15 protein-coding genes and 1 tRNA gene are annotated in these 20,737 nt (G+C 70.2%); 10 read left to right on the plus strand and 6 right to left on the minus strand.

The window, feature by feature from the left end; all coding sequences use genetic code 11:
- Window positions 1-2: 2 nt before the first annotated feature.
- The gene (locus K3888_RS08690) at window positions 3-359 is read left to right on the plus strand and encodes a TadE family type IV pilus minor pilin (RefSeq protein ID WP_230929863.1); all 357 of its coding nucleotides are present in this window, start codon (window positions 3-5) and stop codon (window positions 357-359) included.
- Window positions 356-748 (plus strand): Rv3654c family TadE-like protein, encoded by a 393-nt coding sequence (locus tag K3888_RS08695; protein ID WP_372459551.1) that lies wholly within the window; start codon window positions 356-358, stop codon window positions 746-748. The genes K3888_RS08690 and K3888_RS08695 overlap by 4 nt, the downstream gene beginning before the upstream one ends.
- A gap of 48 nt (window positions 749-796) precedes the next feature.
- Here K3888_RS08695 and K3888_RS08700 read toward each other — a convergent pair whose 3' ends face one another.
- A complete protein-coding gene (locus K3888_RS08700; RefSeq protein ID WP_230929946.1) occupies window positions 797-2,083 on the minus strand; it encodes a chloride channel protein in 1,287 nt (428 codons plus the stop codon).
- 290 nt (window positions 2,084-2,373) lie between these two features.
- On the minus strand, window positions 2,374-4,710 hold the full coding sequence (sftH, locus tag K3888_RS08705) for a DEAD/DEAH box helicase (protein WP_230929864.1): 2,337 nt from the start codon (window positions 4,708-4,710) through the stop codon (window positions 2,374-2,376).
- Between the two features lie 236 nt (window positions 4,711-4,946).
- Between sftH and K3888_RS08710 the strand changes: the two genes are divergently transcribed.
- The 3 genes from K3888_RS08710 (at window position 4,947) to K3888_RS08720 (ending at window position 6,622) form a co-directional block, all read left to right on the plus strand.
- Window positions 4,947-5,150 carry a cold-shock protein gene (locus K3888_RS08710; RefSeq protein ID WP_230929865.1) on the plus strand — a complete coding sequence of 68 codons (204 nt, stop codon included), beginning with the start codon at window positions 4,947-4,949 and terminating at the stop codon, window positions 5,148-5,150.
- Between the two features lie 87 nt (window positions 5,151-5,237).
- Window positions 5,238-5,825: a hypothetical protein gene (locus K3888_RS08715; RefSeq protein WP_230929866.1), complete on the plus strand. Its 588-nt coding sequence runs from the start codon at window positions 5,238-5,240 to the stop codon at window positions 5,823-5,825.
- An 11-nt stretch (window positions 5,826-5,836) separates the two neighbouring features.
- Entirely contained in the window at window positions 5,837-6,622 is a 786-nt protein-coding gene (locus tag K3888_RS08720; RefSeq protein ID WP_230929867.1) for an NRDE family protein, read from the plus strand.
- A 226-nt stretch (window positions 6,623-6,848) separates the two neighbouring features.
- Here the strand turns inward: K3888_RS08720 and K3888_RS08725 are convergent, their stop codons facing one another.
- On the minus strand, window positions 6,849-7,919 hold the full coding sequence (locus tag K3888_RS08725; RefSeq protein ID WP_230929868.1) for a 2-oxoacid:ferredoxin oxidoreductase subunit beta: 1,071 nt from the start codon (window positions 7,917-7,919) through the stop codon (window positions 6,849-6,851).
- A 26-nt stretch (window positions 7,920-7,945) separates the two neighbouring features.
- Window positions 7,946-9,928, minus strand: a complete 1,983-nt coding sequence (locus tag K3888_RS08730; protein ID WP_308281944.1) for a 2-oxoacid:acceptor oxidoreductase subunit alpha — start codon at window positions 9,926-9,928, stop codon at window positions 7,946-7,948.
- Window positions 9,929-10,174: 246 nt separating this feature from the next.
- Here K3888_RS08730 and K3888_RS08735 point away from each other — a divergent pair, with 246 nt between their 5' ends.
- A complete protein-coding gene (locus K3888_RS08735; RefSeq protein WP_230929869.1) occupies window positions 10,175-11,893 on the plus strand; it encodes an alpha/beta fold hydrolase in 1,719 nt (572 codons plus the stop codon).
- 338 nt (window positions 11,894-12,231) lie between these two features.
- Window positions 12,232-15,213 (plus strand): type I DNA topoisomerase, encoded by a 2,982-nt coding sequence (gene topA, locus K3888_RS08740; protein WP_230929870.1) that lies wholly within the window; start codon window positions 12,232-12,234, stop codon window positions 15,211-15,213.
- A gap of 313 nt (window positions 15,214-15,526) precedes the next feature.
- On the opposite strand, the gene K3888_RS08745 is transcribed toward topA, so the two are convergent.
- Entirely contained in the window at window positions 15,527-17,104 is a 1,578-nt protein-coding gene (locus tag K3888_RS08745) for an adenylate/guanylate cyclase domain-containing protein (protein ID WP_230929871.1), read from the minus strand.
- Window positions 17,105-17,176: 72 nt separating this feature from the next.
- Between K3888_RS08745 and K3888_RS08750 the strand changes: the two genes are divergently transcribed.
- The 3 genes from K3888_RS08750 (at window position 17,177) to K3888_RS08760 (ending at window position 19,755) form a co-directional block, all read left to right on the plus strand.
- A complete protein-coding gene (locus K3888_RS08750; RefSeq protein ID WP_230929872.1) occupies window positions 17,177-18,388 on the plus strand; it encodes a DNA polymerase III subunit delta' in 1,212 nt (403 codons plus the stop codon).
- Window positions 18,389-18,529: 141 nt separating this feature from the next.
- Window positions 18,530-18,605: transfer RNA gene (locus tag K3888_RS08755), tRNA-Thr, on the plus strand.
- A 262-nt stretch (window positions 18,606-18,867) separates the two neighbouring features.
- Window positions 18,868-19,755, plus strand: a complete 888-nt coding sequence (locus tag K3888_RS08760) for a DUF1542 domain-containing protein (protein ID WP_230929873.1) — start codon at window positions 18,868-18,870, stop codon at window positions 19,753-19,755.
- A gap of 17 nt (window positions 19,756-19,772) precedes the next feature.
- On the opposite strand, the gene K3888_RS08765 is transcribed toward K3888_RS08760, so the two are convergent.
- Window positions 19,773-20,615 carry an HNH endonuclease family protein gene (locus K3888_RS08765; protein WP_230929874.1) on the minus strand — a complete coding sequence of 281 codons (843 nt, stop codon included), beginning with the start codon at window positions 20,613-20,615 and terminating at the stop codon, window positions 19,773-19,775.
- Window positions 20,616-20,737 lie beyond the last annotated feature (122 nt).

Here is a 20,737-nt window from a genome sequence, read left to right on the forward strand (position 1 = left end):
CCGTGTCGCGTCGGCTCCGCGTGGCGGCGAACCGGGATGCCGGGTCGGTGACGGTCGAGGCGGCCCTGGGCATCGCATCTCTGATCACGGTGCTGTCGGTCGCCGCCGCGGGGGCCGGCGCGGCGGCGACCCAGCTCCGGGTGGTCGATGCCGCCCGCGAGGCCGCGCGGGTCGCCGCGACCTCTGGCGCGGGACCGGGCCGGTCGGCCGGTCGGGCCGCCGCTCCGGAGGCCGACGTCACCGTGGAAGCCGGCGGCACCCACGTCACCGCCGTGGTGGTGGCGCCGGCGCGGGGACTGCCGGGTGTGGAACTCCGCGCCCGGGCGGTCGCGCGCGTCGAGCCCGGAGCTACGGGATGACGGCCCCCGTGGGCCCGGGACCGGGGCCGTGGCGGCCGGGGTGGGGGAGGGCCGACGACGACACCGGCGCCATGACCGTCGCCACAGCTTTCGCCGTGGCGGCGATCCTGGCTCTGGCCGTGGCGGTGCTGCTGATCGGGCGGGCTGCGGTGGCTGCGCATTCCGCCCGGTCGGCCGCGGACCTGGCCGCGCTCGCCGCGGCACATGCCCTTCGAGAGGGCGAGGACGCGTGTGGGGTGGCCTCCGGAATTGCTGTCGCCAACGGGGCGGGACTGGCGGTGTGCACGATCGACGGTGATGACGTGGTGACGCGCGTGGAAGTGCCGGTCGACCTCGGGCTGTTGGGAACACGGACGGCGTCGGCGGTGGCCCGGGCTGGGCCGGTCTGATTCCCGGCCGCTCCACCGTGAGCGCGGACCGCCGGGCGGCTCGGGGCCTCAGCGCTCAGACGACGTCGGTGGGATGTGGGGGCGCACGTTGAGCATCCGCTCGCGGAGGAGGTCGTAGACCGGACGCGAGCCGAGCAACTGTGGAACGATCACCGCGGTCACGCTGGCGGCGAGCAGCGGAACCGCGACCGCGGTCGAGGCACACATCTCCATCACCAGGATCGCGCCGGTCAACGGAGCACGCACGACAGAGGTGAACATCGTGGCCATGCCGACGAGCATGAGAGCCGGCGCGAGTTCGGTTCCCACCCCGGGGGAGATCAGGTCGACGATGTGTCCTGCGACCAGTCCGAACAGCGCACCGAGTGCGAGCATCGGCGCGAACAACCCGCCCGGAGTACCGGCGGCATAGGAGAGCGGGCCGGCGATGAAGCGAACCACCACGATCACGGCAACGCCGACAAGGGTCAACTGCTGGCCGGTCAACAGTGCCTGGGTCAGGTCGTCGCCACCGCCGACGAGGGTGGCGTCGACAGTCAGGGCCACACCGATCAGTGCTCCGATCACACCGATCTTGAGCAGTGGCGGAATACGGTGCAGCTCGTCGAACCAGGCTAGGAGCACGAGGATGAGACGGTTGTATAGCACTCCGAAGAGTGCGACGACCACGCCGAAGATCGCGAAAATCGGAAGCTTCGAGAAGGCGGGCTCCGCGATCGCCGGTACGTGGAAGTCCGCGCGGTCGCCGAGGATGAGTCGGCTGGTCATCACCGCGACCGCCACCGACGCCATGGTCCACACAACGTATCGAACTCTGATCTTGTGGGTGATCTCCTCCAGACAGAACAGAGTCCCGGCGATCGGGGCGTTAAACGCGACGGCGAGTCCGGCGCCCGCCAGCGCCGACTGCATGGTCTGGATCTCGTCGACGGTGGCCCGGGCGGCCTTTCCGCACCACGCGCCGATAGTGGCGCCCATGTGCACGGTCGGACCTTCTCTGCCGAGCACCATGCCACCGAGCCCTATGGAGAGGAGCCCGCCGACAAAGCGCGCGGGCAGGACACTGAGCGGCGCGGCCTCGGCCTCGCCCCTCTGGACGGCCTCGACATGCTGGATGCCACTGCCCGCAGCAAGCGGGACTTTCGTGGCGAGGAGTCCGGCCAACACCGCAGCGGCCGCCGACATCGCTACCGGGATGAGCCATCCGGCGCCGCCGAGGTCGTGAGACCAGGTCACGACGTCTAATCGGAACTGGTTGGCCTGAACGAGTAGCCAACGGAAGGTGCCACCAGCAGCCCCTGCGAGGACACCGGCGAGCACCGCGAGCAGGGTCATCCATACAAGGATGCGGGTGCTGTTCTCGCGGGTCTCGTCTCCGCGGGCATCCCCGCTGCCGGTGCCAATTTGGGTCGGGGACACAGCTTGACCATAGGCCTGGCGACGGGAGTCCGCGGCTAGACGCGCAGTTGACCTTCAGCGAACTCCGGTCGTCTTTCCTGGTGGGTCGCCGCAGATCGTTGCGCTGCCGTGCCACTAGCGTTGTGCGCGGACGGGATTCGGCCGCACGGATCGGTAGATGGGCCCGCCACCACCGTTGTCGTCGTCGCACAATCCGACACCACCGACTACGCGGCACCGACCTCAGTCAACTGCCCCACCACCTCCGCCAGGAGCGCGATCGCGCCCGGCTTGGAGAGCGGATCGTTGCCGTTGCCGCATTTGGGGGATTGGATGCACGACGGGCAGCCGGACTCGCACTCGCACGCGCGGATCGCCTCGAGTGTCGCTCGCAGCCACGCCTCGGCGCGCCGGAACCCGCGTTCGGCGAAGCCGGCCCCGCCCGCGTAGCCGTCGTAGACGAAGACCGTCGGCAGGCCGGTGTCCGGGTGCAGGGCGGTCGACACCCCGCCGATGTCCCAGCGGTCGCACGTCGCGACCAACGGCAGCAGCCCGATCGCCGCGTGCTCGGCAGCGTGCAGCGCGCCCGGCCAGTCCGCTTCCTCCAGCCCCGCGACCCGGAGCAACTGGGGGGTGACGGTGTAGACCACCGCGCGCGTGGCCAGCGTCGTCTCCGGCAGGTCGAGCGGGGTCACGTCGAGGATCTCCCCACCACGCAACCGTCGTTGGTAACCGGTCACGCGGGTCGTGACCTCGACGTCGGCAAACGACAGCGTCACCGGCCCGGCCGGGACCGACTCGAGTGTTTCGATCAGATCGATGGTCACCTGCTCCCGCGCTGACGTGGTCCACTCCGGCTCCTCCGGGCGGCACAGGGCCAGCCCGTCGTCGAGATCCAGTTCGTCCACCACGAACGACTCGCCCTGGTGCAGGTACAGCGCCCCCGGGTGGACCTGAGAGCGGGCCCGGACCGAGTCGATGGTGCCGAGCATCCGCCCGTCCAGGGTGTCCACGATCATGACCTCCGCCCCGCCGGTCCCGCGGATGTCGACCTCGGCATGCGGAGCGTGGTCGTCGGCGGCGGGATACCACCCTGCCGGCCGGCGTCTGACCAGGTTGTCGTCGGCAAGCGCCTCCAGTACCTCCGTCGCGCCCCACGCGGCGGCCTCGGCGTGCGACATCGGTCGCTCACTCACCGCGCACCGCAACTGGCCCGCCAACAGCACCGGGTTACGCGGATCGGTGACCGTCGCCTCCACGGGGCGCCCGAGCAGCGCCTCGGGGTGGTGCACGAGGTAGGTGTCGAGCGGGTCGTCGCGTGCGACGAGCAGTACCAGCGCGCCCTGGCCACGGCGTCCCGCACGGCCGGCCTGCTGCCAGAACGAGGCGATCGTGCCGGGGAATCCGGCGCTGACCACGGCGTCGAGCCCGGAGATGTCCACGCCAAGCTCGAGCGCCGACGTCGACGCCACCCCCACCAGCGCGCCCTCCGCCAGGTCTCGTTCGAGACGGCGGCGGTCGTCGGCCAGGTACCCGGCGCGATAGGCGGCGATCCGCCCGGCGAGCTCGCGTCCGCGCGCGCCGTGGTCCGTGGCGAGCTTCTCGCGGGCACGCAGGGCGGTGGACTCGGCGCCCGCCCGGGAGCGTACGAACGTCAGTGTCCGCGCGCCTTCCGCGACGAGTGAGGCCATGAGCGTCGACGACTCCACCGGCGCCGGCCGCCGCACCGGGGCGCCGTTCTCCCCGGTGAGCCCCTCCATCAGGGGTGGCTCCCACAGCGCGACGGTGCGGCCGCCCTGCGGCGAGGCGTCGTCGGTGACCTCGACGCAGTCGCGGCCGGTGAGGGTGCTCGCCGCGGCCGCGGCGTCGGAGGTGGTGGCCGAGGCCAGGACGAAGGTGGGATCGGCGCCCAGGGCGCGGGCGAGGCGGTCGAGCCGGCGCAGGACGAGGGCCACGTTGGAGCCGAACACGCCGCGGTAGGAGTGACATTCGTCGACGACGACGAAGCGCAGCCCCCGCAGGATGCGCGTCCACTGGCGGGCGCGGCCGAGCACCGAGAGATGCAGCATGTCCGGATTGGTGACGATCCACCGCGAGTTCTCGCGGATCCACGGCCGGGCATCGGTCGGGGTGTCGCCGTCGTAGGAGGCGGGGGCTACGTGGGCGAGGTCGGGGACCGCGTCGACCAGCGAGATCACGGACGACAGCTGGTCCTGGCCCAGCGCCTTGGTGGGGGACAGGTACAGCACGCACGCGTTGCGGTCCGCTGCCAGTGCGCTGAGCGCGGGCAGTTGGTAGCCCAGCGACTTGCCCGACGCCGTGCCGGTGGCCACCACCACGTCGCGGCCGGCATGGGCGTGGTCGGCGGTGGCAACCTGGTGGGCCCACGGGCGGTCCACGCCGCGGCCAGTCAACTCGTCGACCAGCCCCGGGTGCGCCCACCGCGGCCAGTCGGCGTGGCGGGCCTCGCGGGCGGGCAGGTCCACGGCGTGGGTGAGCGGGGACGAGTCGGCGGGCAGCTGGTCGAGCAGATGCCCCAGGAGTTCACGTCCGTACGTCGTCACCCCTTGACCGTAGAGGGAAGCGGGGGCGCGCCGGGTGGTGGCGTGGGCGCGAACCGGCGATGAACTTTCCTTATCCAGGAGCGACCTGCAGAGATCGGTTCTCCCACGGACGCTCTCGTGATCTACTGGACGCGGCCGTCTCATCCACCTCGGATTCCGGGGTGGGGGCGCCGGCCCGACGCGCGTGGCCATCCCGCGAGTCGCATCTGGCAGTACGGAAAAGGAATGCAGTAAACATGGCACAGGGCACCGTCAAGTGGTTCAACGCGGAGAAGGGCTACGGGTTCATCGCCCCCGAGGACGGTTCCGCCGACCTCTTCGTCCACTACTCCTCCATCGAAGGCAGCGGCTTCAAGTCGCTCGAGGAGAACCAGCAGGTCGAGTTCGAGGTCGGTGAGGGCCAGAAGGGTCCTCAGGCGCAGGCGGTCCGCGCGCTCTGACCATCCCGGTCGATCTGGGCGAGGCCCCCACCGCGGACGCGGTGGGGGCCTCGCCTCGTGTCGGAGGGCGGCCGTAGGCTCAGGCGCGTGACGCAGCTGTCGTTCTTCGCCGCGGACTCCCACGTCCCGGAGCCCGCGGATCTGGAGGGTGCGCTGGCCGCCCGGGGCCAGTCGACGCTCACCGACGCCCTGGCACAGGTGTCGGTGGCCCTCGATGCGCCGTGGCGGGCGGATGCGCTGATGGCGCTGCTTGCCGAGGCTGGTCTCGACCCGGTTCGCTCGGAGGCGGACCGGGACGGGCGGTGCACAGTCTCCACGGGGCGATCAGCGGCGTTGGTCCCGGTCGTGCGGCGGTGGCGGCGGGGCGCGGTCTCAGCAGTCCCGGCGGGGTGGACCCCTTCAGCGGGTGCGCTGCGCGTCTGGTTTCTGACCGCGGGCCGGATCACCCCGGGCGGCGTCGTCGAGCTGGGGATCGATGCCGGCCCGGAACAGCACGCCCCGCGGCGGGCCGCCCTGGGGGAGTCGCTGGACCGCGTCGGTATCCGGTCGACATACATCGGTTCGAAGGGCGGCGGGCCGATGCTCAGGCTGGGGACCGCGCGGGCCCGCGCGCGGCTGGCCCAGAACCTCGGGGCGGCGCCCGCCGAGGTCCCCGAGGGGTGCTGGCCCGGGTAGCGTCTGTTCGTATGTGCATGCTCGTCGTGGCGCGTCGGGTGCATCCCCGATATCCCCTCATCGTCGTGGCCAACCGCGACGAGGTCCTCGACCGGCCCACCGAGCCGCTGCACGAGTGGACCGCCGAGCGCGAGGGGACCGCAGGCATCGTGGCCGGGCGGGATGTCACGGCCGGCGGGACCTGGCTGTCTCTGGCCCCCGGTGGGCTTTTCTCGGCGGTGACCAACTTCCGCGAGCCGGGCACGCCGCCGCCGTCCGATGCCTCACGCGGCGAACTCCCCGTCGACGCGCTCGCCGGGCCGGTACCGACTGCCGATTATGTGCGCCACATCGCCCCGGACCTCGACCGGTACGCGGGGGTCAACCTGTTGGCCGGGGATCCCGACGAGCTGTGGTGGGCGTCCAACCGGTCCCGTCGCGGACCCGAGCGACTGGGGGAGCAGGTGCACGGCCTGTCCAACGCCGCGCTGGACACGCCGTGGCCGAAGGTCACCGGGGCGGCAATCGACGTGCAGCGCTACGTCGCCGACGACGCCGTCTCCCACCCCGACTGGTCCACCCCGCTCCTCGACCTGCTCGCCGACCGCCGCAGAGCCCCGCTCCACCGTCTTCCGCGAACCGGCGTGCCGCTGGCTCAGGAGTGGCGGCTTTCCTCGCGATTCGTCCGCGTGGGCAGGTGGTACGGCACACGGTCGACCACCGCGATCCGGATCGACCAGCACGGAACGGCCGAGGTGGTCGAGCGCACCTGGGACGCCCGCGGGCGGATTGCGGGGACGGCAACGGACCGGGTCTGAAAAGCACCGCTCGCTCCGCCCACCCAGCGCCACCCAGCACCACCCAGCACCACCCCGCGCCTCGCCACCCAGCGCCGCCCCGCGCCTTGCCGCGGCGGGTTGCAAGACACCGCCCCGCAGTTGCAAGACCTCCGGTGCGCAATACAGGGTCAGGTTCGCACGAGATGCCTTGCAACCGGAGGGCGTTGTCTTGCAACCGGGTAGGCCCGCCCGGCCGGGGCTCGGGTCAGGCGACGGTCCAGGTGTTGGAGCCGTCCAGGAGTGCCTGGAGGTCGCCGGGGGCGGTCTGTTTGGCGGTGGCGACCTGGGCGCGGGCCTGGTCGTCGTAGGTGGGGCGGTGGACCTGGCGGATGATGCCCATGACCGTGTACTGCAGGTCCTGGCTGGACAGGTTGGCCAGTGCGTGGGCGTAGGCGGGGTCGTCGGTGTGGGCGTCGTGGACGATGATGTCGGCCTCGTCGACGTCCGCGGTGGCCGCGACCTTCAGGGAGAATCCGTTGCGCACGACGCAGTGTTGTCCCTCGTCGCCGAAGATGATCTTCTCACCGTGGTGCACGGGAATGAGGTGGTCGGCGGCGTTCTCCTTGCGGAGGATGTCGAAGGAGCCGTCGTTGAAGATGGGGCAGTCCTGCATGATCTCCACGAAGCTGGTGCCGCGGTGGTGGGCGGCGGCCTCGAGGACCTCGGTCAGGCCCTTGCGGTCCGAGTCCAGGGCGCGGGCCACGAAGGAGCCCTCGGCGCCCAGTGCCAGCGACAGCGTGTTGAACGGGTGGTCCAGGGAGCCCATGGGGCTGGACTTGGTGATCTTGCCGGTTTCGGAGGTGGGCGAGTACTGGCCCTTGGTCAGCCCGTAGATCCGGTTGTTGAACAGCAGGATGTTGAGGTTGACGTTGCGGCGCAGGGTGTGGATGAGGTGGTTGCCGCCGATCGACATGGCATCGCCGTCTCCGGTGACGACCCACACCGACTGGTCCTCGCGCGTGGTGGCGAGTCCGGTGGCGATGGCCGGGGCGCGGCCGTGGATCGAGTGCATGCCGTAGGTGTCGAGGTAGTACGGGAAGCGGCTCGAGCAACCGATGCCGGAGATGAAGGTGATGTTCTCCCGCTTGAGGCCCAGCTTGGGCAGCAGGGAACGGATGGTGGCCAGGATGACGTAGTCTCCACAGCCGGGGCACCAGCGCACCTCCTGGTCGGAGGTGTAGTCCTTGGGCTTCTGCGGCTCATCGGTGGTGGGCACATGCGCCAACGCGTCCAGCGGCAGCGCGGTGCCGACGAGTCCGGAATCTGTACTGGTCATGGGTGATCCTCTCCTCGCTCGTGATGTCAGCGGGCGCGGTTGGCGGTGGTGGTGCCCGTGGCGGTGGTGCCGATCCGGCGGTTGCGCGCGGCGGGCTCGCCGGTGGTGGTGACGACGCCGTCCAGGGCCAGCCGGTACTTGTCGTGCTCGGCGTGGGTGAGACGTCCGGCGAACTCGGCCTCGATTGCGTTCTGCAGCTCCTCGGCCGAGAAGGCCATGCCCTGCACCTTGGTGATGGGCTGGATCTGTGCCGGGAAACGGGCCTTGAGCAGCATCGACAGCTGTCCGAGATTCATCTCCGGAACCAGGACGCGGCGGTACTCGCCGAGGACCTCGCCGATGTTGGCCGGCAGCGGGTTGAGATGCCGGACGTGGGCGCGGGCCACGCGGTGGCCGTTGGCGCGGGCGCGGCGCACGGCCTCGCCGATCGGGCCGTACGACGACCCCCAGCCGATGACCAACACGTCGGCCTCCCCGGAGGGGTCGTCGACCTCCAGGTCCGGCACCTCGATCAGCGCGATCTTCAGGGCGCGGATGCGGGTCATCAGTGCGTGGTTGTCCCCGGTGTAGGAGATGTTGCCGCTGCCGTTGGCCTTCTCCAGACCACCGATGCGGTGCTCCAGACCCGGAGTACCGGGCACGGCCCAGTCTCGGGCCAGCGTCTCCGGATCACGGGCGTAGGGCAGGTACTCGATAGCATCCTCGCCCTCGGGCACGGTGGCCAGGTTCTTGTCGATCCTGGGCAGGGCCTCGACCTCGGGCAGCAGCCACGGCTCGGAGCCGTTGGCGATCGCGCCGTCCGAGAGCAGGATGACCGGGGTGCGGTAGGTGACAGCGATCCGCGCGGCCTCACGAGCGGCGTCGAAGCAGTCGGCCGGCGACTGCGGCGCGACCACCGCGACCGGCGACTCACCGTTGCGGCCGAACAGCGCCTGAAGCAGGTCGGACTGCTCGGTCTTGGTGGGCAGACCCGTCGACGGGCCGCCACGCTGGACGTCGATGATCACCAGCGGCAGCTCGGTCATCACGGCCAGGCCGATGGCCTCGGATTTCAGGGCCAGGCCCGGGCCGGACGTCGAGGTGACACCCAGCGAGCCACCGTAGGACGCACCGAGCGCCGCGGCGATACCGGCGATCTCGTCCTCGGCCTGGAAGGTCGTCACGTCGAACTGCTTGAGCTTGCTCAGCTCGTGCAGGATGTCCGAGGCCGGGGTGATGGGGTAGGTGCCCAGGAACACCGGCATCTCGGCGGACTGCCCGGCGGTGACCAGGCCGTAGGCCAGGGCGGTGTTGCCGGTGATCTGACGGTAGCGGCCGGCGGGCAGCTGGGCGGGCTTGATCTCGTACTCCGAGGCGAAGGCCTCGGTGGTCTCGCCGTAGTTCCAGCCCGCGCGCAGCGCGAGGATGTTGGCCTCGAGGATGGCCGGCTTGCGACCGAACTTGTCCTGGAGGAACTTCTCGATCGACTCAACCGTACGCCCGTACATCCAGGTCAGAAGGCCCAGCGCGAACATGTTCTTGCAGCGCTCGGCGTCCTTCTTGCCCAGGTCGACCGACTCGACCGCGCCGATGGTCAGCGTGCTCATGGCGACCTCATGGACCTGGAAGGCCTCGAACGCCGGCGAGCCGAGCGGGTTGGACTCGTAGCCGACCTTGGTGAGGTTGCGCTTGGTGAACTCATCCGAGTTGACGATGAGGATCCCGCCCGAGGGCAGGTCGGCGATGTTCGCCTTGAGCGCGGCCGGGTTCATTGCCACCAGGACGTCGGGACGGTCACCGGCGGTGAGGATGTCGTAGTCCGCGATCTGGATCTGGAAGCTGGAGACACCGTGGATCGTGCCCTGCGGGGCGCGGATCTCGGCCGGGTAGTTCGGCTGGGTCGCCAGGTCGTTGCCGAACGCCGCCGCTTCGGAGGTGAATTGGTCACCAGCGAGCTGCATGCCGTCACCCGAGTCGCCCGCGATACGGATGACCACCTTGTCCAGCCTGGTCTTGGACACATTGCCCACCGCTGCTGACCTCCGTTGAGTCGTGATGATCGGGCTGAACGGATGTGCCGTTCAACCACCGACGGTACGCCGGTTTCGGCGCGCCTCTCGGCCACGTCAGATTCCGCAGAACTGTAACAGGTTGCAGTTCGCATTCGTGGCTGCTCCTCACGAGTGTAGACCGGTCTGTCTACACGGAGCCACTTCACGGGGGTCGGGCTGGGGGATTCGCCGTCGTTGCGCAGCAGGAATGAGAGACTTGTCACTATGCCCTCAGTCCTTCGAAGAGCGTCGGCCGGCCTCGTCGTCGCCGTCGCCACCACCTCCCTCACCACCTTCCTCCTGCCACTTGCGGTTCCCGCCGCGGGGGCGACCCCGACCGCGGCGGACGCCCCCGTGGTCGCAACCGCGGCGACCGGCATCGACACCCTCACCTGGGCTGCGTGCCCGGCCAGTTCCCCGGAGGACGAGTCCCACGGGATGCCCCGCGCCGACGTCCTCTGCGCCACAGTCCCGATCCCCCTCGATCACTCTGACCCCGGCGGCCGCAAGGTCGACGTGGAAATCCGCCGGATCACCGCCGCCGGAGACCGGACCGGAACCGTCTTCGGCAACCCCGGCGGACCGGGCGCCGATGCGCGGACCCTCTGGCACTCCGCTATAGACGCGGCCCAGGACTCGCCGATGGACACCATCCGGCGGAACCACGATCTGGTGGTGGTGCAGCCACGCGGGCTCGAGGGGGCCGGCTCGCTCGAGTGTGCGCCCGACCGGGCGGAGGAGCTCAGCGCGGTCGCGGCGGCCAAGACGTGCATGGACGCCGACCCCGAGCTCGTCTCCTCGATCACCACGGAGAATCTCGTCCGGGACCACGAACACGTGCGCCAGGCCATGGGTCTGGGTCGCATCACCTACTTCGGATACTCGTACGGCACCGCGATCGGGATGATGTACCAGACGCTGTTCCCGGAGAGCATCGAGCGGATGCTCCTCGACTCCTCGGTCGGCCCCACCGAGACGTGGTGGTACGACTTCCACCGCCACCAGGCCGAGAACCGCCACCAGGCTCGCGACTACGTTCTCGGGTGGATCGCACAGAACGACGCCACGTACGACCTCGGCGACACTCCGCTGAAGGTCTACCGCCGCATCCACGAGCTGGACCTGACGGAGGGACGGGCCGCCGCACGGTTCCTGCCCCCGCCGGCGCAGCCCGGCGACGAGGTGTTGGGGTCGCTGTCCGGCGGATCGGCGGGAGCCTCGGCCGAGCCCTTCACCGCCGGATCGGCCGATGCGTTGACCACCGGGTCGGCCCGGCTCGACAATGCGGCGGCGGCCTCGTCCGGAGCGTTCGACCAGGACGTGGAAGGGGCGAAGGGATACTTCACCGTGTTGGACGCGCACAGCAGGAACCCGTCGGTGTGGTCCGATATCGCGTGGACCATCTCGGCCAAGATCCACGGCACACTGACCGACCCGCCGACCCCGGACGAGTTGGAGGAGCAGATCGTCGAGGGCCTTCCGGTCCCGGTAATGACCTCTGACAGTCAGACGTACTTGACGATCCTCAACTGCAACGAGACCGCGCCTCCGTCGGGGACCCCGTTGGCGGGGGCGTTGCTGGGAAGCAGCGACTCCGTGGGCAGTACGCGAGAGGACTCGTGGGCGCTGGAGGAGCAGACCCAGTACTGCCTGTACCCGCCGTCGACCGTGCCGCCCCGCATCGTCGCCAACGAGATGGCCGCGCCGCCACTGATCCTGCAGGCCGACCACGATCCCAACACCCCCGGCATGTTCGGACCGACCACCGCTGCGGCCACCGGAGGCACGCTGGTCCGGATCAGGGGTACGGTGCACTGTCACTTCGACACCGGGAACCTCCGGGTCGATGCAGTGGTCGTGGACTATCTGCGCACCGGGGAGGTCCCGGAGGGGCTCTACCTGGACACACCGGTGCCGGCGCCGGAGCCGGCGCCGTGGGTGTGAACCCCGACGGGTGTGAGGCAGCGGGAACGGCGACGGCGGGCCGGACGGTAACGGGGATGACGACGACGACAACCGCGGCGTCGCCGTCGTCGTCCCGGAGGGCTCGTGATGAGGTCCATATATAAGGCACATGAGCAAGGGGCCGGCTCACATCGGTGGGCCGGGCGAACCCGCCGAACGGGGGCAGGGGCTCCCGACGGGCAGGTTCGGGTTTCTCGCCGCGCGTCGATAGCCTGGTATGAATTTCTATAGGAAGGCCCCGGCGCGCGTACCGTGACCGGGACCAGCGGTCGGTGGCGCGCGTCGTCGATGAATCAGCGCAGGTTGGGAGCAGTTCAGTGGCGAGCAAGCAGGCAGCATCGGGCGGCAAGCGGAGCCTGGTGATCGTCGAGTCCGCCACCAAGGCCCGGAAGATCCAGCCGTACCTGGGGTCCGACTACGTGGTCGAGGCCTCCGTCGGTCACATCCGCGACCTGCCCAAGGGTGCCGCGGACATCCCGGCCAAGTACAAGAAGGAGCCGTGGGCGCGACTGGGCGTGAACCCGGACCACGACTTCGAGCCCATCTACGTGGTCAGCGCCGACAAGAAGAAGAAGGTCGCCGAGCTCAAGAAGGAGCTCGCCGGGGTCGACCAGCTGCTGCTCGCGACAGACCCCGACCGTGAGGGCGAGGCGATCGCCTGGCACCTGCTCGAGGTCCTCAAACCCAAGGTCCCGGTCAAGCGGATGGTGTTCCACGAGATCACCAAGCCCGCGATCCTCGCCGCCGCCGAGAACACCCGCGAGCTCGACACCGACCTGGTCGACGCCCAGGAGACCCGCCGCATCCTCGACCGCCTCTACGGCTACGAGGTCTCGCCGGTGCTGTGGAAGAAGGTCATGCCGCGACTGTCCGCCGGCCGCGTGCAGTCGGTGGCGACCCGCGTGATCGTCGAGCGCGAGCGGGAACGCATGGCGTTCATCGCCGCCGACTACTGGGACATCACCGCCTCGCTCGCCATGCAGGGATCTGGCGGGGGAGACGCCGGCGAGCCGCGCAGCTTCGCCGCGCGTCTCTCCGCCGTCGACGGCGCACGGGTGGCGCAGGGCCGCGACTTCGGCCAGGACGGTCGGCTCAAGGCGACCGGCGCGGCCAAGGACTCGGTCGTGCTCGGAGAGAAGGCCGCGCGGGCGTTGGCCGGGGCGCTCGAGGGTGCCGACTTCGTCGTCGACTCCGTGGAGTCCAAGCCCTACACACGGCGCCCCTACGCGCCGTTCATGACCTCCACGCTCCAGCAGGAGGCCGGCCGCAAGCTCCGCTACACCTCCGAGCGGACGATGCGCATCGCGCAGCGGCTGTACGAGAACGGCTACATCACCTACATGCGAACAGACTCCACCACCCTGTCCGAGGGCGGCATCGCCGCCGCTCGCGCGCAGGCGACGGAGCTCTACGGCAGCGAATACGTCTCGCCCACGCCGCGCCAGTACACGCGCAAGGTCAAGAACTCGCAGGAGGCGCACGAGGCCATCCGCCCCGCCGGAGAGTCGTTCGCCACGCCCGGTCAGCTGCACAGCGATCTCGACGCCGAGGAGTACCGCCTCTACGAGCTGATCTGGCAGCGCACCGTCGCCTCCCAGATGGCCGACGCGCGCGGCACCACCGTCAGCATCCGGATCACCGGCCGGGCCGGCGCCAACGATTCCGGCTACAGCGACGCCACCTTCGCCGCGTCGGGTCGCACCATCACGTTCCCCGGTTTCCTCAAGGCCTATGTCGAGTCCACCGACGAGACCGCTTCGGACAAGCAGATGGCCGACGACGCCGAGCGGCGCCTGCCCCGCCTCGACGAGGGGCAGCACCTCACCGGTTCCGACCTGGTCGCTGACGGGCACACCACCAGCCCGCCGTCGCGCTACAACGAGGCCAGCCTCGTCAAGGCGATGGAGGAGATGGGCATCGGACGCCCGTCGACCTACGCCAGCATCATCCGCACCATCCAGGACCGCGGCTACGTGTATTCGCGGGGTAACGCGCTCGTACCCAGCTGGGTCGCGTTCGCGGTGGTCGGCCTGCTCGAGCAGAACTTCGGCCGGCTCGTGGACTACGACTTCACCTCGCTGATGGAGGACGAGCTGGACGCGATCGCCGAGGGTCGCGAGAACCGTGACGACTGGCTGCGGCGCTTCTACTTCGGCGTCGGCGAGGGCTCCGGCCCGGGCGCGGGCGGAGGCGACGACGCGAACTACGCGGTGGGTCTCAAGAACCTGGTCGACGTGAACCTCGAGGCCATCGACGCCCGCAGCATCAACTCGATCCGCGTCTTCGACGACTCGGAGGGGCGGCCCGTCCACGTGCGGGTCGGCCGCTACGGCCCGTACCTCGAGCGCATGGTCGCCGGCGAGGGCGGCACCGAGGAGTCGCAGCGCGCGAACCTGCCCGAGGGCATGAGCCCCGACGAGCTCACCCTCGAGGTGGCCGAGAAACTCTTCGCCACCCCGCAGGACGGTCGTCCGCTGGGCGTCGACCCGGCGACCGGGCACGAGATCGTGGTCAAGGACGGACGCTACGGCCCGTACGTGACCGAGAAGCTCCCCGAGGCCACCGATGCGGAGAAGGCCGAGTGGGCCAAGAGGGTGCTCGCCGAGGCCGACGCCGAGAAGAAGCGGATCGACGCCGAGCGCGAGGCCGCCATCGCCGCCGCGAAGAACGACGACGAGATCGCCGAGATCAAGAAGGCGGCCACCAAGTCCAAATCCGCGGTCACCCGCAAGGCCAAGAAGGACGCCGAGAGCCCGACCGGGCCCAAGCCGCGCACGGGCTCGCTCATGCAGTCCATGGAGCCGGCCACGGTCACGCTGGAGGACGCGCTCAAGCTGCTGTCGCTGCCGCGCGTCGTGGGCGTGGACCCGGCAAACGGCGACGAGATCACGGCGCAGCTCGGCCGCTACGGCCCGTACCTGAAGAAGGGCACCGACTCGCGCACGCTCGAGTCGGAGGAGGCCGTGTTCTCGGTGACCCTCGACGAGGCGCTGAAGATCTACTCCGAGCCCAAGCGTCGTGGTCGCCAGGCCGCGCCCAAGGCACTGCGTGAGATGGGGGTCGACGAGGTCTCCGGGAAGCAGATGCTGGTCAAGGACGGCCGCTTCGGCCCGTATGTGACCGACGGCGAGTCCAACGCCTCCCTGCGCAAGGGCGACACCGTGGAGACGCTCACCGACGCGCGGGCCTCCGAGCTGCTGTCCGAGCGGCGGGCCAAGGCTCTGGCCAAGAAGACCCCCGCGAAGAAGGCCCCAGCCAAGAAGAAGGCCCCGGCCAAGAAGAAGGCCGCGGCGAAGTAGGCCTCGGCGGAGTAGCGGCCGCGCGCCGCTGGCCCCCGGGGTCCCGCGCCGCTGGCCCCGGGTTCCCGCGTCCTGGGCCGTTGGTCCTCGACACCTCGGCCTGCGCCAGGTTGTGGGCCCCTGCGCCGGTTGCCGGACATCGCCCCGCGGTTGCCGGACATCCGGTGCGTTCGGGGGGCGAATTTTCGCACATTCTGTCCGGCAACTCGTCTGTCATGTCTGGCAACCGCTGCCCGGCAACCGCCGGGCCGGCAGGGCGTTGCCGTCGGGCCGGCACGGTCAGCCGGGGCGGCCCTCGGGCGGGCAGGGCTGGTCAGTCTGTGGCGTGGTCCGCAGGCGCCGGGCGCAATGCGACGTTCCCCGCCTGCCAGCGGTCCGCGAGAGTCGGGCGTAGTGGCCGTGCGAGCTGGGTCATGACCCCGCGCCCGCGCAGCTCCACGCTGCTGCCGAGCACCCAGCGGGCCACCTCGGGTGCGTCGGCGTGGCGGATCGCCGCGGCCGAGGCCAGGACGTGGCCCTGCTCCATCTTGGCCAGGGTGGTCAGGCGGGCGGCTTCGTTGACCGGGTCGCCGATCACCGTGTACTCGAACCGCTTGGCGTGGCCGATGTGGCCGGCGATGACCGTGCCGTACGACACCCCGATGCCGGCGGTCAGCGGGGCCAGCTCGGAGAGGCGTGCCTGGAGCGCGCGGGCCGCCCGTAGGGCGCGTCCGGCCTCGTTGTCGACCTCGATGGGAGCCCCGAACACCGCGAGCAGGGCATCGCCCTGGAACTTGTTGATGTACCCGTCGTTGGAGTCGACGGCCTCGACGGCGATCCGGAAGAACTCGTTGAGCACGGCCACGACCTCTGCGGGCTCGTGGGCGGCGGCGAACTCGGTCGACCCCGTGAGGTCGACGAACAGGACCGCGACCTCTCTCTCCTGTCCGCCGAGCTCCGTGCCCCGCTCGAGGGCGTTGCGGGCCACGTCCTCGCCGACGTAGCGGCCGAAGAGGTCCTGGATGGCCTCGCGCTCCTGCAGCCCGGTGACCATCTCGTTGAAGCCCTGGGCCAGGCGGCCGACCTCGGAGCTGTCGTAGATCGTCAGGCGGGTCTCAAGATCGCCCTTCTTCACGCGCTGGACGCCGTCCTGCATCTCGCGCACGGGGTCCGCGATGGAGTCGGAGACCAGACCCATCCCGATGGCACCGGCGATCACGGCGACGCTGGCCAGGACCGCCAATGCCACCAGGATGTGGTCAGGATCGTTCCCGAAAAGGCCGAACCAGTGGCCGATCAAGATGAGCAGCACGCCGGCGATCGGGATCACCGTGGTGAGCGACCAGCCCAGGAAGATGCGCCGGCGGATGCCGGGGACATGGCGGCTGGTCGGGACACCGCGGGCCAGCGCGCGGACCGTAATCGGTCGCATGATGCGCTCGGCCTGGAGGTACGAGATGAGGCACGTGACGATCCCACCGAGGATGCTGGTCACCGCCACGATCAGGGCGAGGCGGGGAGAGTGGCCCACGTTGACGACGACGAACAGCAGCGTGCCGATCACCCACATAGCGCCCGAGATGAGGGCCTGGTGGAACGGCAGTCTGAGGGTCCGGTCTCGGACCTCGCCCCCGAAGTCCTGGCCGGCGCGATCGGCCCGCAGCACGGGGAGAAGCAGCAGCGTGGAGGCGATCACGCCACCGATGAACGCCAGCACCAGGTAGCCGATGAACAGGTACTGGTTGAGGAATCGGAACTCGTCCAGGTCCAGGAAGCGATCCATGGGGATGACGAAGCGCAGGAACGCGAACACGAAGACCGCGCCGATGATGTTGGCCTGCACCATCGTCAGCGCGTAGACGGGCCAGGGAGTGGCCCACAGCCACCTGAACAACCTGACCCAGCGCTCCATTGCACCCAGAGTAGTTCGCGCCGGTCATCCCGGGAACGTAGGTATGTCGGAGGACGGCGATAAGGTGGGCCCATGTCCGGGGTGTTCGATCGTCTGGCCGGTCAGGCCGAGGCCGTGGCGGAACTGACCGCAGCGGCCACCGCCGCACGACTGCGTGTCCCCGGCCAGGGGTGGGACGAGTCGGATGCGCGCATGGTCCACGCGTGGTTGTTCACCGGCCCGCCCGGCAGCGGCCGGAGCGTGGCGGCGATGGCCTTCGCGGCGGCGCTGCAGTGCGAGCACCCGGAGATCGTCGGTTGTGGCGAGTGCCGGGCCTGTCACACCGTCCTGGCCGGGACGCACGCGGACGTGCACCTGCTGGCCCCGCAAGGGGTCAACATCCTGCTCAAGGACGTCAAGGAGACCATCCACCGGGCCGCGAGCCGACCCGGGACCGGCCGGTGGCAGATCGTGGTGGTCGAGGAGGCGGACCGGCTCACCGAACAGTCGGGTAACGCCCTGCTCAAAGTGGTCGAGGAGCCGCCGAGTCGCACGGTGTTCCTGCTGTGCTCGCCCACCACGGACCCGATGGACATCATGGTGACCCTGCGGTCGCGGTCGCGGAACGTCACGCTGCGGCAACCGGATGCCCAGGCGGTGGAGCGTGCGCTGCTCGCCGACGGCTCGATCGACCCGGAACGGGCAAGGTGGGCGGCCTCGGTCTCGTCGGGGCATGTCGGTCGCGCCCGGTGGCTGGCGACGGACGAGGCGACCCGCGAACGTCGTGAGGTCGTGCTGCAGCTGCCGATGGTCATGCACAACCCCGGACGCGCGTTCCCGCTCGCGGACCAACTGGTCAAGACCGCCGAGCAGGAGGCGATCGCGCGGAACACCGAGTCGGACGAGCGGGAGGTCGAGGAGTTGCGCACCGCCCTCGGAGCCGGCGGTACGGGCAAGGGCACGGCGTCCGCGGGGCGCGGTGCGTCAGGGGCGGTCAAGGAACTCGAGCGCGCGCAGAAATCGCGCCGGACGCGTTCCACCCGGGATTCGCTGGATCTCGCGCTGGTCGACCTGGCGGGGTTCTATCGGGACGCATTGACGGCCGCTATCGGGGCGCGCGATGTCGCGCCGGTCCACGCGGACAAAGCGGACGAGGCGGCCCGCCTCGGTGGTCACTATTCGGCGGCGTCGATCCTCATGGCGATCGAGGCGGTGCAGGACTGCCGGTCGGCGATCGAGGTCAACGTCAAGCCCAAGTTCGCGGTCTTCGCCATGGTCGGCGCCATCCGTGCGGCCCTGACCTGATCGCGGACTCGCGCGGACTCGCGCGGCCGCCCGGGGTGCTGGCGGGCAGCATGTGATTCGGCTGGCCCGGCATCGGGCGGTGCCCTCGTTTTTTCGGTCACGGGCCCCGTCGGATATAGTTGCCTCGCCCCACAAGGGCTCGCCGCGTTAGCTCAGTCGGTAGAGCATTTCACTCGTAATGAAAAGGTCGTCGGTTCGATTCCGACACGCGGCTCCACACCACACCCGATCCCTCGGCCCGCCGGCCGGGGGATCGCTGTTATCTCCGGGATAATGGCCCTGCTTTCCCGCCTGGGAGCGACCGCCATTGCACGACGTCAAGCGCCCCGCGAACCACACGGGCCGGTCGTCCCGGATGGCGCGTTCCGAACTCGCCCTCGGGCGTAGCGGCTCTCATGCCCGGTGCGGGGGCGCGCGCGATGTCCTGACGTCGGCGATCTCGGTACGCTCGGTCAGTAGTACCGAGAAAGGTCGCTCCCGTGGAATTCCTCCTCATCGCCGCCGTGATCGCGGTGGCCGTCGCCGTGATCTCCCGCAGTCAGAACAAGGGGCAGACCCAGCTGCAGGCGCATCAGAACCGCCACCTGGAGGACTACCGCGCGGAGGCGACCCGGTGGGTCGAGCGGCTCGGCGCCCAGGTGTTCAACATCGACGGCATCGACGACGCCTCGAAGCAGGCCATGGCGGACGCTTCCGAGCGCTATACGGCCGCCGTCACCGAACTCGAGCGAGCCAGTACACCGGTGCAGGCGCAGCTGGCCAAGGACACCGCTCTGGAGGGGCTGTATTACGTGCGCGCCGCCCGCGAGGCGATGGGCATGGACCCCGGCCCCGAGCTGCCGGAGACCCCGGGCCAGTCCCGCGCGGGCCGGGTCACCGAGGACCGCACGGTCGAGGTGGACGGCCGTGAGATGAAGGCCGCCACCGAGCCGGGCGACGACACCCCGCACTACTACCCGGGCGGCGTCGTGGCGGGGCGGCCCGTCCCGGCCGGCTGGTACTCGGAGCCCTGGTGGGCATCCGCGCTGGTCAGCGGCATGTGGATGATGAGCTCGATGATGATGTTCAACATGATGTTCGCCGGCATGTCGGGCGTCGGATACTCCGGTGAGGACTTCGCCTCCGGCATCGGCGAGGGCGGCGCCGACGTCGGTGACATGGGTGGCGACATGGGCGGCGACGACGGCGGGTTCTTCGACGGAGGCCTGTTCGGTGGCGACGGCGGTGATGCCGGCGGCGACGCCGGGGGAGACGGCGGCGGGTTCTTTGACGGCGGTCTGTTCGGCGGTGACGGTGGTGGCGACGGCGGCGGGTTCTTCGACGGCGGGCTGTTCGGTGGCGACGGCGGAGGCCTGTTCGACTTCTGATCCCGTGCGGGCCCGGCTCAACAGCCGGAGAGGACCCGGTCCATCGCATCGCGCTCCGCCTGCGTGACCCACAGCCCGTAGCGCTCCTTGACCAACACCTGACGCGAGACGTACGAGCACCAGAACTCGCGCCGCGGCGGCAGCCAGGTCGCCGTGTCGCCGTCCCCCTTCTGCTGGTTGGCCCGACCGGACACGGCCAACAGGTTGAGCGGGTCGTTGGCGAGATCGCGGCGCTGCTCCACGGTGAGCTGCTGCGCCCCCTTCTGCCAGCTGTCCGACAGCGCCACCACGTGATCGATCTGCACCAAAGACGACGTGTCCTGTCCGCGCTGGAACTCGATCCGTTCCCCGGTGTACGGCCCGTTCAGCACGCCGGTGAGCACCACGCAGTCCCGCGTCCCCGGCCGGAAGGTGTGCTCCTGCAGGTCCCGCTTGAGGATGTCGTTGCGGGTGTCGCAGCCGTTGCGACCGAACTCCACGCCCACGTCGTCCGACCAGGCCTGACCGAAAAGATCACGGTCGTACCCCGTCTTGGGTGCGCGTCCCTTGACCTCGAGCTGCCCCAGCGCCGCACGGGCCGGCGGGACGAGCGGATCGCCCCCGGGCGCGGGCGCCTCCGGCACCGCCGGGCCCCCGGGCTCACCGGGGGCCGGCTCAGGAGCGGGCGCAGGTGCGGGGTCGAAATCCGGTGACCCCTCCGGCGGAGCGGGCACCGACGTGACGGCCTGCGATGAATCGGCTCCTCCGGTCGGGCTCGGGAAGTTCGTCCCCTTCTCGGCCTCGGCGCACCAGCCGACGCCCGCCAGCACGGCCACGCCGAGGACGACAGCGATGACCGGGCGAGAGGACCGTGAACTCATGCGGGGCACCATAGTCATGCCCTCCGACATCCCCGCCCGCGGCCTGCCGGGGCTGCGCTAGTGCGCGGCGGCGTGGTGCGGTGCGGGTGCGTCTCGGAGACCGTGTCGGAGGGTGCGGCTAC

It is taken from the genome of Dietzia aurantiaca (genome assembly GCF_021033825.1).
Classification (GTDB): Bacteria; Actinomycetota; Actinomycetes; order Mycobacteriales; family Mycobacteriaceae; genus Dietzia; species Dietzia aurantiaca.

Coding starts and splice junctions, on each gene's coding strand:
- K3888_RS08735 (WP_230929869.1), top strand. CDS start 10,175: ATGCCCTCAGTCCTTCGAAGAGCGTCGGCCGGCCTCGTCGTCGCCGTC.
- K3888_RS08725 (WP_230929868.1), bottom strand. CDS start 7,919: ATGACCAGTACAGATTCCGGACTCGTCGGCACCGCGCTGCCGCTGGAC.
- K3888_RS08745 (WP_230929871.1), bottom strand. CDS start 17,104: ATGGAGCGCTGGGTCAGGTTGTTCAGGTGGCTGTGGGCCACTCCCTGG.
- K3888_RS08695 (WP_372459551.1), top strand. CDS start 356: ATGACGGCCCCCGTGGGCCCGGGACCGGGGCCGTGGCGGCCGGGGTGG.
- K3888_RS08765 (WP_230929874.1), bottom strand. CDS start 20,615: ATGAGTTCACGGTCCTCTCGCCCGGTCATCGCTGTCGTCCTCGGCGTG.
- K3888_RS08710 (WP_230929865.1), top strand. CDS start 4,947: ATGGCACAGGGCACCGTCAAGTGGTTCAACGCGGAGAAGGGCTACGGG.
- K3888_RS08750 (WP_230929872.1), top strand. CDS start 17,177: ATGTCCGGGGTGTTCGATCGTCTGGCCGGTCAGGCCGAGGCCGTGGCG.
- K3888_RS08700 (WP_230929946.1), bottom strand. CDS start 2,083: ATGACCCTGCTCGCGGTGCTCGCCGGTGTCCTCGCAGGGGCTGCTGGT.
- K3888_RS08720 (WP_230929867.1), top strand. CDS start 5,837: ATGTGCATGCTCGTCGTGGCGCGTCGGGTGCATCCCCGATATCCCCTC.